This window comes from Nostoc sp. DedQUE12b (assembly GCF_034530835.1).
GTDB lineage: Bacteria > Cyanobacteriota > Cyanobacteriia > Cyanobacteriales > Nostocaceae > Nostoc.
The window spans coordinates 37,356-52,470 of sequence record NZ_JAVRCI010000009.1 but is presented as its reverse complement, the minus strand read 5'-3'; the positions used below and the strand labels follow the sequence as shown (position 1 = coordinate 52,470).

The window sequence follows — 15,115 nt, the reverse complement described above, 5'->3', positions numbered from 1 at the left end:
TCAACTTCGTAATCTATTTCAACCTGAGAGTTGATAGTCTAATTCGATCATGAGTACTCTCAATCAAGTGCTGGAAGACGCTTTGCAACTTTCCTCCGAGCAGCAAGAAATGCTGATCAAGATTCTACAAAACCGCTACTATGAAAATCGTCGTGCAGAAATAGCTACAGATGCCCAACAAACCCTAGCTGATTTCCATACAGGTAAATTTCGGCATCAGTCAGCCCAAGATGTTATTGCTGCATTACGCCAGTCTTTAAACGAACTAGAGGAATGAGACTGCTGGTTTTGACCCCAAAATTCAAACGAGCATTTCGTAGGTTTGTGAAGCGAAATGCTGAACTCCAGCAACGCATTGAAGACACTCTTCAACAAATGGAAGCAGACGTATTTGCCCCAGCCTTAGGCACGCACAAACTAAGTGGCAAGCTCGAAGGTCTTCAGTCCTGCTCTTGCGGCTATGATTGTCGTGTTGTCTTCTCTATTGAACTGGATGCAGAAACAAATAGTGAAGCTATTGTTCTGCTCGATATCGGGACGCATGATGAAGTTTATTAACTGTGTAGTGATATCACTAAGTGAATCTCATTTTGAGACATATACGCTTGGGGCACAGCAATACTGTGCCCTTACTATTCCACACAATTTAAATCAGCTACATTGCCTCTAAGAAGCATTTTGCAACTCGGCTGTGCGTACTGAAAGCTGCTCTGTCTTATTACCTCGTTGCACTTTCACTTGTAATACTTGACCAAGGCGACTGTCTTCCACAACATTCTGTAATTGTTCAGCACTGGTAATTGCTTTACCATCAACTTGCAAAATTACATCCCCGCGCCGGATACCCGCAGATGCCGCTGGAGAATTGGGGACAACTCGCATGACAAAAACCCCATTAATTTCTGGTATCTGAATCGGAGAGTTGGGATCGGTGTTATTTTGCTTGGCGAGATCGGGTGTCAAAGTTAGCATTTGCACACCTAAATAGGGGTGAGCAACTTTGCCATCGCGTTGCAGTTGCGTTGCGATCGCTTTAGCTTTATCAATAGGAATTGCAAATCCAATACCCATCGCATCAGGGCGAATGGCTGTGTTGATACCAATTACTTCCCCTTGACCATTTAATAGTGGTCCGCCAGAGTTACCAGGATTAATAGCAGCGTCTGTTTGAATAAAATCCAAACGTTTGTCACTAATACCGACTTGGGCGCTGGAACGTTTGAGAGTACTGACAATTCCCAAGGTAACAGTATTATCGAATCCCAAAGGATTACCAACTGCGATCGCCCAGTCTCCTACTTGGACATTAGTGGAAGAACCCAAGGGCGCGACTGGTAAATCGTTACCAGCGTTAATCTTGACTACTGCCAAATCTGTGACTTCATCAATACCTTGAACTTTCCCTTCAAAGGTGCGGCCATCTTTGAGTCGAACTGTTACTTTATCAGCCTTATCGACCACATGAGCATTAGTCATAACTAACCCGCTCTTGTCAATAATGAAACCTGAGCCTAAACCGCGTAACTGCTCAGAAGGAATCTGTTGGGAGAAACCGTCACCAAAAAACCGACGGAAAAAGGGGTCTTCCATAAATGGATCGACGCGACGAGTAATTGTCCGCTCAGTATCAATCCTGACAACTGCTGTACCTACACGATTCACTGCTGCTGTGACAAAGCTGGTGCTACCGATCGCAGCACTAGCTGGTGATTGCCGTTGAGCAATTAAATTTGAAGTATCAACAGTTATTGTGGGTGCTGGTTCGGCTTGGGAGGGTAACACTTGCAATGTACTAACCGCTAGCACAACTCCTAGCGCGATCGCTAAAACATGAGTAGTGAGTTGCCGTAAAGACCGAGATATTTTGGGAAATCGCATAATCACAACCTAATTTATAAGCTTAATTGTTGCTTAGTCGTGACAAATCTATTTACAGTTATTTTTACTTTTGGTTTCGCCTGCTCTTTCCCCTACTGGGGTTAGGGCATTTTGCGAACTACCTGTAATCAACTTAATGGAAAATTTAACCCAAAAGCTATTATGGACATTTACCCTTTACAAGTTCGGTTTTTACCCATCAATAAAACTTTTGGATTGCTAACAAGACTAGTCCGCTCTCTGTTCTAACTGTAGACTATGGAAGTCCCTAACTTTTGTATAAAATTTCATTCCGATTAGTTGCACCTAGCTGGGGTAAAGAGTTGATGGCTGAGTGGGGAGTAAGGTTAACAGGAACGGTTGGAGGTAGTTGTAATTGTTTGACAACACTTTGCAAAAGTTGGTCTTGTTCAGTCCGCAAACCCCAGACATTTGTCCCACGGTTGATAATAGCAAACCAAACCAAACCGCGATCGCGTGTGGGCATCACTCCCGCTAAAGCGCTTACATCTCGGAGAGTACCAGTTTTGATCACAGTCGCCAGGGGAATATGTCTGGCGTGCAGTGTCCCCCGATGATCGAATCCAGACATGGGGAACAAGTCAGCTAGATTCAGTTGATGGGCAGATGCCTCAGCTTGAATAGCCATCAACATGGCACAAGCCGCTCTAGGGGAAATGCGATTTTCGGGGCCCAGTCCAGAACCATTGATTAACTGAATTTCCACTTGTGGCACCCTCGCCAGGTTAGCAGCAGTTGATTGGACTACAGTTGCTCCCCCTACTGAATCTGCCAGCATCTCTGCCATATCGTTGTTACTGTAAACGTTCATCTCCTTGATTAGTTGCTTCAAGGGCAATGAGCGATGACGCAGTAACAAAGTTTGTTGAGGGTTTGGTTGGGCTTCAACTTTCACCCCGCCTGCAATCAGAACTTGAGGCTTGGGTGTTCCCTTGGGCATAATTGAGTGTGTATAAATCGCAGGGCGTCCCCAAGTTGCACGATTTAGCGTTTGCTTGAGCATCAGACCGGCTAGCATTGGCTGACGTTGAAAATTCATGGCAAAACTGCCAGTAATAATCAAATTCCCCTTTACTTGCTTGATGCCCATTTTATTGAGAGTATTACCAAGAGCGATCGCTTCTTCCCAAACAAACAAAGGATCGCCACGGCCTGTAACCACCAAATCGCCCTGCACAACTCCATTTACCACTGAGCCAGTGACACTCACCAAAGTATCAAATTGATAATCTGGCCCCCAAGTTTTCAAAGCAACTAGTGAAGTGGCAATTTTGGTTAAAGAAGCAGCCGGTAGAGGTGTCGTACCTTGATGATTGGCCATCAGCATTGGCCCCGACTGCATCCAAATCCCCTGATTCTCAGCCAGATTTTGCGCCACTACTTTTGATGTTATGAGCTTTTTCAGATATTCCTGCACCGTAGTCGCCCCAGCTGGATTTGGATCGGGGGCAAGAACTAAGCCAGGACTACTTTGCCAAGTCAAAGCATCTAAGGCATCTAAAGGCTTGATTTGTACCCCAGCCATTTCCAGCCAAAGCGACACCAAACCTGAACCCAATAATTCCAGCATTTTTTATTCCTCTGTTAGGATCTCAAGCGTTGTTTACTGTGCTAATATACAAGCTTTTTTACAAAAATCAGTATTGAGTCATAATAACTAGTGTTTTTCTCATCTGTAAGTAGGGTGAATCATATTGTTTTCCTGGCTTATTTAACAATGCCAAAATGCCCATTGCTCATGAAGATAGATAGCCACATGAGATTTGTGATAAAAATACTTATATCAAACAGCAGACTTGCAGATATGTGGAGATATTAGCCGTTGGCCTGATTCAAGAACTGGCGATGTCTACTACTGGCTATTCATTGACGTACTTCTATGACCCAATACGGTTCGGATCAGCATTTTGAACTCAGAATTACCTTTGGGGGAAAGGTTAAAGATTAAGGGTTAAAAGTTTTTTCCCCCTTTCCCTTTCCCCTTTAACCGAACCGTATTGTTCTATGACCTTGAAGCCAAGAAAGGGAAAGTGATTCAAAATTCTCCCTTTGTCTTTTTTAATGCCTACTTCCTTTCTGGATGCGCTGCATCCTCTGGCGAAGGAGTACCCATCCGGTTAATTGTGGCAATCATCTGATACAAGCGCCCTAAATCGCGTTGATTGAAATATAAAATGAGGCGAGGTAGTCCAACAGTTTCATCTTGTGCTTCTTGAGGTAATGCCTGACTTTTTTCAATTCTTCCTTGAATAATAATGTCGCTAAAATCAGCATTTAGTTGTTCTAACAGAGCGTCTGATATATCTGTCTTCAGGCGGATGACTAACTTCTCACCTACATAGCGGCTGGAATGATAAACCTGGTAAAAACCGGTGATAGCATCACAAGCCACATCCAGGTTATCTGTCACCGTGTAAAGACTGGGGTCTTCAGGATTGACAAGACCATTTTGCACTAATTGCTTATCAATATATTCGCTCCAAGAGCGCCAGTAATCACCACCAGGGCGATCAATTAAAACTAAAGGTACTGGCCCAAATTTACCAGTTTGGCTTAATGTCATACATTCAAAAGCTTCATCTTGAGTACCAAAGCCTCCCGGAAACAAGGCTACAGCATCACTTTCTTTGAGGAGAAACAGCTTACGGGTGAAGAAATATTTGAAGTTAATTAGCTTGGGATCGCCCTCTATAAAAGGGTTTGCTTGCTGTTCAAAGGGTAATTGAATGTTTAATCCAAAGGAATTTTCTCGCCCTGCACCTTCATGACCCGCTTGCATGATGCCACCGCCACCACCGGTCATCACCATAAATCCTAATTGAGAAACAATGCGAGCAAACTCAAGGGCCATTTGATATTCTGGTCTATCTGGCGCTAGACGAGCAGAACCGAAGATGGTGATTTTGCGAACGTGTCGGTAATCATAAAAAAGCTGGAAACCGCGCTCCATATCTGCTAATGCAGCGGATAATATTTTCCAATCGAGACGCTCAATTTCATTATCAGCTAGACGAACAATAGTAGTAAGTGCTTGCTGAATAAATTGCCGGTTTTTTAATGTCGGTAAACGAACGATCAATTCAGCGATATTCGCCTGTAAAGACTCTAATGTGTCAAACGACGCAGATGAGGTCATGAGAACTGCTGCAACAATGGCATTATATTTTACGTGAACTACTCACACTCTAGCAAGCGGAAATAGCCCTTTGATGTGCAGTTAGCAAATTAATTCAGAACTGGCAGAACTGGTTTTGAAGCTGAAAATTCTAAAATTTTTTTGATAAGGCTTGTTGTGATACTTCAACTTTTGAAAAGTATAGCAAGTTCTCTCGGTCGACCAATTGACATAACTCCTTCACTGAGGCTAATGGTCGTCACAATATACAGCAGATTTCAAGTTGGTGAGTTACACAAGCTAAGTCTGTTGCCCAAATATAAAGCGTGTTTTACTCCTGAATTCTGTTAGCGCAGCGGGGCGCAGCCCATTCTGCATTCTGAATTCTGCTGTAGATCAGGGTTTGTGTAAAATGCTATGACTTACATCTATAGCGTATATCAAAAGAAAATTTTGTATCTTATTGCCAGATTTTTTGGGAATTAATGCCCATAATAAAAGCACTCTAACCCTAATCTAAGAAAGTAAAAAAGCTCTCTAGACCACAATAGCGTTCAGTTCAACCTAAAATCCTTGGTAGAGACACGAAATTGGACTAGGCTTCTCTACAAGACGCTATGCTAACTTACTGCTGCGCTAACGCGTCTTTACAGGTCAAAAATCAGTACCAAAAATCCTTAACTCAAGCGTATTGCTCTAAAGGATCTTTGCTCGAAAACTGTCCCAATTACACTTCGATACATTAACGCATAATGTGAGCTATTTGTATAGTGCCTAAATCCTAGTAGAATATTTTCGCAAATCTAAGTAGGAAGATAGATGGAAGTTTCTGGACGCATCAATTACCCACTGAATCCTTCTCCCCCTCTTAAAGATTTTCCCGTCCTTCAAACTGAAAAATATATTTTACGGCTGGCTTCAACTGAAGAAGAACTAGAATCAATTTTTCGGTTGCGCTTTGAAGTTTTTAATCTTGAACTAGGCTTGGGATTTTCTGCTTCTAACTTTACCCAGATGGATATAGATAAGTTTGATGCGGTTTGCCATCATTTAATCCTAATCTCCAAACATACGGGTAAAACGATTGGAACTTATCGGATGCAGACCTATATAATGGCTTCTCAAAGACTAGGCTTTGATGCTACCGATATATTTAATCTTAATGGAATTCCTAATTCTGTGCTTCAGGCATCAGTGGAAGTTGGGCGTGCATGTATAGCTAAAGAATATCGCAATAGTCAGGCACTTTTACTACTCTGGGAAGGGCTGGCAAATTATCTCATCTGGAGTAAAAACCAATATTTCTTTGGCTGTGCATCATTACTCACACAATGTCCTGGGCAAGCTACTTGTGCTTATGATTATTTTCGGCAGAATAACTTGATGCATCCAAGTATTTTGGTTTACCCAAATTCACAATTTTGTCTAGAACTGACTCAAAATTCTTCAGATTCATCTAATGTTGAGATTCCTAAAATTTTACAGGCATACTTGAATATTGGAGCTAAAATATGCAGCCTTCCTGCTATTGATCGGCAGTTTAAAACTATTGATTTTTTAACTATATCTAATATTGCAGACTTTGCCAGATGGCGTTATCCAAATCCTCTCAAGAAACCCTTACCACTGAGAATTTTTCACGATTAATGCCACTGCTGCTGCCTTCTCCAACGGACGCGAGAAAAAATATCCTTGTCCATATTCACAGTTCAACTTCCTTAAAAATGCTAGCTGCTCTTTTGTCTCCACTCCTTCGGCAGTAACATCCATACCTAATTTGTGTGCCAGTGTGATAATTATCTCAATAATTTCTAAATTCTTGCCATTAGCATCTATCGGGCTGACAAAAGAACGGTCAATTTTCAACACACTAATCGGAAAGCTATGGAGACGGCTTAATGAAGAGTAGCCTGTACCGAAATCATCAATTGATAACTTAATGCCCATCTTCCGAAGTTCTGAGAGTGCAACATTTGCCTCATCGCCATTTTCCATAATTGCACTTTCAGTAATTTCTAACATGAGACTGCTAGCATCAAGACCAGTCGAGTGCAAAATTTCCCCAATCTGTTCAATTAAATCCCGTTGAGAAAATTGCTTGACTGAGAGATTAACGCTGATTTTCTCTAATGAGTTTGTTGGATGGCTCACCTGCCAGCTTTGCATCTGGCGGCACGCCTCATGTAGTGTCCAGTAACCAACGTCGACAATCATTCCGGTTTCTTCTACTAGGGGGATAAAATCTGTGGGAGAAATCAAACCACGCTCTGGATGCTGCCAGCGCAGCAGAGCCTCAAAGCCTATAAGTCTCCCATTAGCGAGGGAAACAATCGGTTGGTAATAAAGCTGAAACTCGTGGCGTTCGATCGCTCGGCGTAGATCGTTCTCTAACTGCAATCTGACCAGAGCCTTAGTATACATCTCTTGGTTAAATAATTCATAACGAGCTTTGCCCAGCGCCTTGGCTCGGTACATAGCTGTATCAGCGTCCCTTAGCAAGTTTTCTGGTTGGTCATAGTCTACTGTTGAACTCAGAGCGATGCCAATACTTGCCGTTGTAAATACTTCTTGCCCGTCAAGCTCAAGGGGTAATGTCAGTTCTTGTTGAATTCGTTCAGCTACTTTAATGGCTTCTGACACATTCTGGATTTCGTCAAGCAGTATTGTAAATTCGTCTCCCCCAAGCCGTGCAGCTATATCCGTAGAGCGTATGCATACTTCTAATCTATTTGCAATAGCAATTAGAAATTGGTCTCCTTTTAAGTGTCCGAGACTGTCATTGATCACCTTAAACCGATCCAAGTCGAGAAATAGTACAGCAAATAAATAATTCTTCTGTCGCTTGGCTCGCTGGAGTGTGTGTTTTAAGCTCTCCATAAAGAAAGCTCGGTTTGGTAAACCTGTCAGTGCATCGTGAAATGCATTATGTCGTAACTGTTCTTCTACCTGCTTACGCTCGTTAATTTCAGCTTCTAATTGCCTGTTAGCCTCTAAGAGTCCAGCAAATGAATCTTGTAATTGAGCAGCCATTTGATTATGAGCCTGAGCAAGAACTCTTAGTTCGTTGATACCTTCTACTTTAACGGTTTGGTCTAACTTCCCATTAGCGATTTCCTTTGAGGCAAAGCTCAAACAGAGAATTGGTTGAGTAATCCAATGAGAAGTAATCACTCCTATGCCTGTAGCCAAGATCAAGGCTCCTAAACACAGCAAAATAGTGGTTCGGGTGTTAGCTTCGATATGCTCCATAAAGTCGGCTTCTGGAACCACCACGATAATTACCCAATTTAGCCCACAGTCGGCTGTAAAGGGCATTAACTGTACGAATTGCCGCTTGCCATCAATTTCAAATTCTAGCTGTTGACTATAAGAAATGTTTCTAAAATTACCAAATTGGGACTGCAAATACTGTATTGTCAGATGAGTGATCCGATCGCTACTAGCGATCGCTCTGAGCCGTTTGGATGTCTTTTTTCCTCCCTCATAACTCAGGATAAAAGGTTGCTCCGCGGTTGAGGTTGCTACCAACTCTCCAGAATGCTCAACAATAAATGTTTTTCCTGAGCGACCAATCTTTAAACCGTGCAAGAACTCACTCAACTGTGAAAGAGATAACGTTGCATTCGTCACTCCAAGCAAAGTACCTGTCTGGTTATAAAGAGGTTGGGTTGCACTGAACGCTAGCCCTGATGAAGAGAAATATGAATAAATTTCTGTGCAAGTAGTTTTACCTGCTTTCACAGCATTTGTATACCAGGGGCGAGTGCGAGGATCAAAGGTTTTGTTAACTTTAATTAACTTGACAAGATTACCTTGATTGTCACTAGTGTAAGTATAGTAATTGTAACCAGTTGATCGATCTCTTTTTCGGATGACTAGTGAACCATCCTTAAGGCGGTCGACCGAATGAATTTCTCCTTGTGTACTTGCAAAAGCGATCGGGTTTAAGGGCTTGAATAACTGCATTTGATGCCATAAATGGCGTTCTAAACTTTTTGCATCTTTTAAACTTAGCTCACCAACATGGACAGAATTGGCGTTAATCTGAGTGACGAGTTGGGGGATTTTTATGTAATCGGTCACATGTTGATGAATCCGAGTTGTAACTTCATTCCGTAGCTGAGTAGCAACCTCATTAACAGCTTTCTGACCATTTTTTAAAGATAAGAACGCTGTTAAGCCTACAGCAACAGAGATTTGCAGGATGAAAGGTACTACAAAAGCTACACGGAGTGGCACCCTCAATAACCCTTTTGGAATCGAACGCAAGAAATTCTGCTGTGGCATCTGCGCGATCTTAGCCTCCGATAGCTTAAAAGCAAGACTTTATCTTTTTGGCCAAGGAGTATTATCAATCTGCTGATACAGCTACTTTAAACTGCTACCTCGAATTCTGATCGGTTAACAATACCAAGTGGCGTAGCCCACCGTAGGCATCGCTCGTTCTAGACCCTGTCTTGTGCTGGAGGCAAAAAACAATCCTTTATTGGCCGTTACGAGAATTGAGAACTATAACCCGCAAAGCGATCGCTCAACGCACGGTAGCTATGGAGTCGCCTGACCACAGATGCGGTTACATCTAGTGTATTTTACACTCCATTGATATCTCGGTTTCAAAACCAAATCCAGTTTTGCAGGATTTGATACAACCTTGCCCATTTGTTTTTGTAGTTAATAAAGGAGAGGTGTTGATTGCCAATCTTCCAATCAAATTAAAGTCCGCTTGGCGATGTTTAACAAGTAGGCTTTGCTTGAAGTCTTGGCGATGTCTACGACGGGCGCGGCTGCGGCACCTCATCCAGCCCACTTAATTAGATGATTTGAGAAAACTTTTTAGGAAACCCAGTTATGCGCCATCTCAAATTTGTTCCGAGTTGGTTGCGATTTTTAACTATCTTCTTATTGACGATGGGTATATTATTTCGCTTTTCTAATCTTGATGGTAAAGTTTTCTGGCACGATGAAACTTATGCCTCATTGCGAATTTCTGGTTACACAATTAATGAAGCTAAACAGCAACTTTTTAAAAATCGTCTGATTGGCAAAGAAAGTTTTGCTCAATTTCAAGGTGCAAATCCAGAAAAAAGCTTAAATGACACAATCATGTCTTTGGCAAAACAAGATTCTCAGCATCCACCGTTGTATTACATAATAGCCAGATTTTGGATGGAAATCTTTGGTAATTCGGTGACGGCGATTAGAAGTTTATCAGCCTGTATCAGTTTGCTGGCGTTTCCTTGTGTTTATTGGCTATGCCGAGAATTATTTAATGTGCCATTATCGGTTCCTGGTGTTGCGATCGCACTCATGGCTATCTCTCCAATTCACTTAGTATACGCCCAAGAAGCACAAGAATATATTCTTTGGTTAGTCACAATTTTACTATCCAGTGCGTCTCTGCTGCGAGCTATACGGTTAGAATATGAGCTAGGAAAAGAACGCCAAAAACCAGATTTATTCGCTATCTGGAGCCTTTATGCAGTCACTTTAGCCATTAGTCTTTATACATTTCTTTGGAGTGCATTTGTAGCAGTTGCTCATGGAGTTTATGTGATGATAACTGCCAAATTTAAGTTTACTGAAACTGTGAGAACTTATCTGCTAGCATCACTAGTGAGTTTTTTAGCTTTCATGCCTTGGATAACAGTTGTAATTGCTGACTATTTTCAATTTTTAATTTCAGCAGCTAAAACAACAATACAGTCAGATTTAATACCTTTATTCCCATTTTTATTAATGCAGTTAAGCCGAATTTTTTTTGATATAGGTCTTAAAGCAGAAAATTCTCTAGGCTATTTAATTGCACTAGTTTTTTTAACTTTAGTAGGATATTCAATTTATTTTATTTTTCGATCAACTAACTATAAAGTCTGGTCTTTTATCATTATATTAATTGTAGTGCCAGCATTACCCCTAATACTCCCAGCAATTAAATCTGGGAGTATACGATCGTCTGCCGAAGCATATTTAATCCCATCTTATTTAGGAATCCAATTAGCTGTTGCTTATTTACTAGCTACGCAACTATATAATGCGAGTGTGTCACGTCGCAGAATTTGGCACATAATCATGGCATTAGTGGTTATTTGTGGTTTGATTTCTTCTAGGGTGAGTTCTCAGGCAGAAACTTGGTGGAATAAGGGTATGAATTATGGCAATCCCCAAGTAGCCCAAATCATTAATCAGAGTAATCGTCCACTTTTGATTAGTGATGCTTTGGGTAATAATTATGGTCATGTCTTTTCTTTAAGCTATCTTTTGGAACCGAAAGTGCGATTTCTATTGGTGAACAATCAAAAAATTCCTAAAATTCCTGATGGGTTTACTGATGTGTTTTTACTTAATCCTTCAGAGGCTTGGGGCAAAACTATAGAAAAAAAGTATAAATTCAAGACAGATATTGTTTATAGTGATAACTATTATTCAATCTGGAAATTGGCTAAAACTCGTAATTTGCGCCAACGTAATACCTCACCTAATAATAAATTATCTGCAAACTTGTGAGCGTATTCTTCCATAAATCATAAATAAGCACCCCACCCTAACCCTCCCCGATGGATTGGGGAGGGAACTCGATTTTCTGGTTTCCCCCCTTTCTAAGGGGGGTAATTCGACTTGTGTATACACCGTAGCTATCATCTTCCACGACTCGTGCAAGAACTTAAACCCCCGATTGTGTGCAGAATTTACGCCACTTTGAGTTTCTGCATAGGTAGAGATTGGACATTTGACCGCGCAACAATACAATGTACAGGCGCAGCAGAACTTTCACCCTGATGATTTATTTGTTTTGAGCGATCGCCTCCATACCGCGTCTATTTGGTTAGACATTTTTAATAACTAGTTTTGAGACTCATAAAGTTGTTTCATTAAAGTAGATAATTGTTGTACAAGTTATTGTGAAATTTAGTTATGCGGCATCTCCAACTTGCTCCAAATAGGTTGCAGTTTCTTATTGTCGTTTTGTTAATGGTGGGTATATTTTTTCGTTTTTTTAACCTTGACCGTAAAGTTTACTGGCACGATGAGACTTTCACATCATTGCGAATTTCTGGTTATACGGCAAATGAAGTTAAGCAGCAAATATTTAATGGTCGCATAATTAATAAGGAAAGTTTTGCCAAATTCCAAAGTCCCAATATGGAAAAAGGCTTACGTGACACAATTAGATCTTTGGAGGTAGAGGATCCACAGCATCCACCACTGTATTATATAATTGCTCGGTTTTGGGTAGAAATCTTTGGCAATTCAGTAACGGTAATTAGAAGTTTATCTGCCTTCATCAGCTTGCTGATTTTTCCGAGTATTTATTGGCTGTGTCGAGAATTATTTAAAGCATCGGCATGGGTATCGGAGGTTGCGATCGCACTCATGGCAATCTCCCCTATTCACTTAATATATGCCCAAGAAGCACGAGAATATATTCTCTGGATAGTGACTGTATTACTATGCAGCGCTTCATTACTACGAGCATTACGGTTAGAATCAAAAGATCGAGTACTACGCATATTAAATTGGGGAATGTATGCAGTCACTTTAATGCTTAGTCTCTATACATTTTTGTTCAGTGGATTTGTCATGATTGCTCATGGTATTTATGTAATTGCCACTGCGAAATTTAAGTTTACGAGAACAGTAAAAGCTTATCTATTAGCATCTTTAGCAGGATTGTTAGCTTTTACACCTTGGATAATAGTTATAATAGTTAACTTGTTGCAATTAAAAAGTTCAACAGCCTGGACAAAAAGACATTTACCCTTAGATGTTTTAATTAAATCTTGGCTTTTACAGTTAAATCGGATTTTTCTTGATTTAAATTCAGGCTTTGAAAATCCGTTTAACTATATAATTACGCCATTTTTTTTAGTTCTTTTTGGATATTCTATTTATTTTATTTGTCGAAAAAGTAACTATAAAATCTGGTTGTTTATCGTCACGCTGATTATGATTCCTGCATTACCTTTAATGCTACCAGATTTACTTTTTGGGGGTATACGCTCACTTGCCGAACGTTATTTATTAATTTCTTATTTAGGAATTCAACTAGCTGTTACTTACTTACTAGCTACGCAGCTACATAATAAGAGTTTTGTACGCCGGAGAATCTGGCAAATAATTATGGGACTAGTGATTATTTGCGGGCTAGTTTCTTATGGAGTGAGTTCTCAGGCTGAAACTTGGTGGAGTAAGGTTATTAGCTCTGGTAATCCACAAGTTGCAAAAATTATTAATCAGGCTACTCATCCACTTTTGATTAGTAATGATTCTGGTATTAATTACGGGAATGTCTTTTCTCTCAGCTATCTTTTAGAGCCAAAAGTGCAGTTCCAATTAGTAAAAGACCGTTCTATACCCAATATTCCGAATGGGTTCACTGATATTTTTTTACTAAATCCTTCAGATAGCTGGCGCAAGCAAATAGAAACAAATTATAATTATAAAACGTTTGTTGTATATGGTGACAATAATTACTTGCTCTGGAAAATAGAAAATCCACGTAGCAATGTATTTTTTGAAAAAATTATAACTTAGCCAAAACTCGCTGTAGGTATGGACAATTCATGTAAGCGAATTTGCATTTTATAGAAAAGATACTTTATTGCCCCTACCTAGAAATGATTCTTTTCGACTATTATTTGCGTAATTTTATATTAAAAAATATTTCCATATATCTTTTGATGTATGGAAATATTAGACTTCTTGCAAAAGTCGGGGTAAAGGGTAAAGAAACTCAAAATCCTTTCCCTTTAACCTTTTTCCTTTTCCCTAAGAGTGCAAAAATATATTTTTGCAAGAGGTCTATTGTAGTGGCAAAGTGACAATTACAGTTGTACCAACACCTTGCTCACTTTCTAATTGAATATGACCACCATGTAACTCCACACATTTTTTAACTATAGTGAGTCCCAGTCCTGTTCCTTGAATTACACCCACATTGCTGGCGCGATAGAAGGTTTGGAATAAATAAGTTTGGTCTTTTAGAGGAATGCCCATTCCCCGATCTCTGATCTGGAAAATTGCAAGGCGATCTTTGCAAATCAAATCAAACCAAATAGTGTCATTCTCAGGGGAATATTTGATAGCATTGGATATCAAATTGGTTAAAATACAATTTAGTAGGTCTTCATCCATTTGGACTTGGGTCGATTCACCTTCAAAAGTAAAGATAATGCTGTGTTTACTACCTGCATTTAGTTGAAGAATATCTGTGAGTTCGCTACAGAAATCTTTTAAATTTAAAAGTGTAGGTTTGTATTCGAGTTTAGCTGCTTCCGTTTTACTTAAGAACAATATTTCATCTAAGAGATTAAGCATCTGGTTGATAGCATTTTGTATTCGAGCGAAATATTTAGTTCTTCGGCCATCAGTTAGTTTATTGCTATTGTATTCAAGGATATCTACAGCCGTCCGAATCGTAGTCATAGGGGTGCGGAACTCGTGAGAAACCATTGCTACAAAGCTTGACTTTAACTCGTTGAGTTCCTGTTCTTTTGCCAGCGCCTGACGGGTGCGTTCTTCACTCTCGCGTAGTTGGTTGAGAATTTCGCTTCTTTCAATGGCATAGCGAATGGCACGTACTAACCGTTGTATAGTAATTTTATCTTTAACTAGATAGTCTTGCGCTCCTTCTGCTAATGCTTGCAGTGCTAAATGTTCATCATCAACACCTGTTAATACCACAACTGGGATATCAGGTATTGCTGCCCTAAATTTTTTCAACGTGTCCAGTCCAATAGAGTCTGGAAGGCCGAGATCCAACAAAACTAGATCGAATCTGCGTTGCTTTCGACTCTCTATCTGAGAATTATCAAGGGTAGACGTAGAATTTTCCCTGCTAGCTTCTATTGCCTCAGATAACCGTTCAACATGTAACATCTGCCATTGTTCTTGATCTGAATTTAAAAATATCCGGCGTAGCAGATGAGCATCACTTGCACTATCTTCTACTAATAGAATGTGAATTGTGAGCTTTTCCATAGTACAGGGTTATATCAATTTGTTAGATAATCACCTGATTTCCTATTTTTTAGATAGGGATAGGAAGAATCCGCTTAACAGAAGGTTAGTAAGCGGTTATTAGATACATATATAAAGATACCT

10 protein-coding genes are annotated in these 15,115 nt (G+C 40.2%); 5 read left to right on the top strand and 5 right to left on the bottom strand.

Annotated elements, in window-relative coordinates:
* Positions 1–49: 49 nt before the first annotated feature.
* A complete protein-coding gene (locus RMY16_RS06930) occupies positions 50–277 on the top strand; it encodes a hypothetical protein (RefSeq protein WP_322735761.1) in 228 nt (75 codons plus the stop codon).
* Positions 274–558 (top strand): type II toxin-antitoxin system YafQ family toxin, encoded by a 285-nt coding sequence (locus RMY16_RS06925; protein WP_322735760.1) that lies wholly within the window; start codon positions 274–276, stop codon positions 556–558. Before RMY16_RS06930 ends, RMY16_RS06925 begins: the two co-directional genes overlap by 4 nt.
* A gap of 108 nt (positions 559–666) precedes the next feature.
* Here the strand turns inward: RMY16_RS06925 and RMY16_RS06920 are convergent, their stop codons facing one another.
* From RMY16_RS06920 to RMY16_RS06910, 3 genes are all read right to left on the bottom strand, one after another.
* Positions 667–1,878, bottom strand: a complete 1,212-nt coding sequence (locus RMY16_RS06920; protein ID WP_322735759.1) for an HhoA/HhoB/HtrA family serine endopeptidase — start codon at positions 1,876–1,878, stop codon at positions 667–669.
* A 268-nt stretch (positions 1,879–2,146) separates the two neighbouring features.
* Complete coding sequence (locus RMY16_RS06915; RefSeq protein WP_322735758.1) at positions 2,147–3,469, bottom strand: D-alanyl-D-alanine carboxypeptidase; 1,323 nt, start codon at positions 3,467–3,469, stop codon at positions 2,147–2,149.
* 495 nt (positions 3,470–3,964) lie between these two features.
* A complete protein-coding gene (locus tag RMY16_RS06910; protein WP_322667568.1) occupies positions 3,965–5,035 on the bottom strand; it encodes an LOG family protein in 1,071 nt (356 codons plus the stop codon).
* A 798-nt stretch (positions 5,036–5,833) separates the two neighbouring features.
* Between RMY16_RS06910 and RMY16_RS06905 the strand changes: the two genes are divergently transcribed.
* A complete protein-coding gene (locus RMY16_RS06905; protein ID WP_322735757.1) occupies positions 5,834–6,661 on the top strand; it encodes a GNAT family N-acetyltransferase in 828 nt (275 codons plus the stop codon).
* Here the strand turns inward: RMY16_RS06905 and RMY16_RS06900 are convergent.
* On the bottom strand, positions 6,635–9,253 hold the full coding sequence (locus RMY16_RS06900) for an EAL domain-containing protein (protein ID WP_322735756.1): 2,619 nt from the start codon (positions 9,251–9,253) through the stop codon (positions 6,635–6,637). The two genes, RMY16_RS06905 and RMY16_RS06900, sit on opposite strands and share 27 nt — an antisense overlap.
* A gap of 609 nt (positions 9,254–9,862) precedes the next feature.
* Here RMY16_RS06900 and RMY16_RS06895 point away from each other — a divergent pair.
* Together RMY16_RS06895 and RMY16_RS06890 are read left to right on the top strand one after the other, a co-directional pair.
* A complete protein-coding gene (locus tag RMY16_RS06895; RefSeq protein WP_322735755.1) occupies positions 9,863–11,518 on the top strand; it encodes a glycosyltransferase family 39 protein in 1,656 nt (551 codons plus the stop codon).
* Positions 11,519–11,926: 408 nt separating this feature from the next.
* Positions 11,927–13,546 carry a glycosyltransferase family 39 protein gene (locus RMY16_RS06890; RefSeq protein ID WP_322735754.1) on the top strand — a complete coding sequence of 540 codons (1,620 nt, stop codon included), beginning with the start codon at positions 11,927–11,929 and terminating at the stop codon, positions 13,544–13,546.
* 267 nt (positions 13,547–13,813) lie between these two features.
* On the opposite strand, the gene RMY16_RS06885 is transcribed toward RMY16_RS06890, so the two are convergent.
* Positions 13,814–14,992 (bottom strand): ATP-binding protein, encoded by a 1,179-nt coding sequence (locus RMY16_RS06885; protein WP_322735753.1) that lies wholly within the window; start codon positions 14,990–14,992, stop codon positions 13,814–13,816.
* Between the last annotated feature and the right edge of the window lie 123 nt (positions 14,993–15,115).